We start from the raw sequence: 1,043 nt of genomic DNA, 5'->3' as shown, positions 1-1,043 counted from the left end.
CTGGGGGTAGAAAAAGTGGGAATCCATGACAATTTTTTTGATATAGGTGGTCATTCATTGCTCGTGGTTCAAGTGCAGAGAAAACTGCAAGAAATCTTGCAGCGAAATTTCTTAATTACCGAGATGTTTAAATACCCAAGTATAAGCTCTTTCGTTGAATATTTAGCTCCTAAGCAGGCTGAAAAAACTCCTGTGCATCAAACTCAGGAACGTCTCGAAATGCGCCGTAAGTCAATGGAACGACGAAACCATTTAACCTAACAAAAACCATTTAATTAAACATAGAGAGGAGGAAATTCAAAATGAGCCAAGCAAATAATAATGATATTGATTTTGACGTCGCTATTATTGGTATGTCGGGTCGTTTCCCCGGTGCAAATAATATTGAGGAATTCTGGCAGAATTTAGAGAATGGGGTAGAATCTATTTCGTTTTTTTCAGATAGAGAACTAGAGTCTTCAGGTATCAACTCGGCTTTGCTTCGCGAACCAAATTATGTGAAAGCAAAGGGTGTACTGGATGATATAGATCTATTTGACGCCTCATTTTTCGACATTTCTCCCCGAGAAGCGAAGATTATGGAGCCGCAGCAGCGCCTCTTCTTAGAGTGTGCTTGGGAAGCGCTGGAAAATGCTGGCTATGCGCCTGGAACCTACGGAGGCTCGGTTGGGGTTTACGCAGGAGCGGGTCTAAACACCTACCTGTTGTTCAATGTTAGTTCGACTGTAAATATTAAATCAACAGGAGACAGTTTCCAAGCTTTTATTTCCAATGACAAAGATTTCTTAGCAACACGCGTTTCTTACAAGTTAAATCTGACAGGTCCAAGCCTCACTATCCAAACCGCTTGTTCGACTTCACTGGTCGCTGTCCACTTAGCCTGCCAAAGCTTGCTTAATGGTGAGTGCGATATGTCTTTGGCTGGTGGTGTTTCAATATTCGTTCCCCAAAAAGCAGGGTATTTGTATCAAGAAGGGATGATTCTTTCTCCTGATGGACACTGTAGAGCCTTTGATGCTCAAGCACAGGGAACTCTAAAAGGG

General features: G+C 42.2%; 2 protein-coding genes. Both read left to right on the top strand.

The features are described from left to right. Positions 1-261, top strand: a 261-nt coding sequence (locus QUB56_RS37010; RefSeq protein ID WP_332961320.1) for a phosphopantetheine-binding protein, incomplete at its 5' end; no start/stop codon positions are given. 41 nt (positions 262-302) lie between these two features. Next, positions 303-1,043 (top strand): polyketide synthase (locus QUB56_RS37005; protein ID WP_332961319.1); only part of this gene is annotated, 741 nt, incomplete at its 3' end.

This window comes from Microcoleus sp. AR_TQ3_B6 (assembly GCF_036702785.1).
In the GTDB taxonomy this organism is placed as follows: domain Bacteria; phylum Cyanobacteriota; class Cyanobacteriia; order Cyanobacteriales; family Microcoleaceae; genus Microcoleus.
Note: the sequence above shows the minus strand (reverse complement) of the source record. Positions and strands in the feature narration are given on the sequence as shown.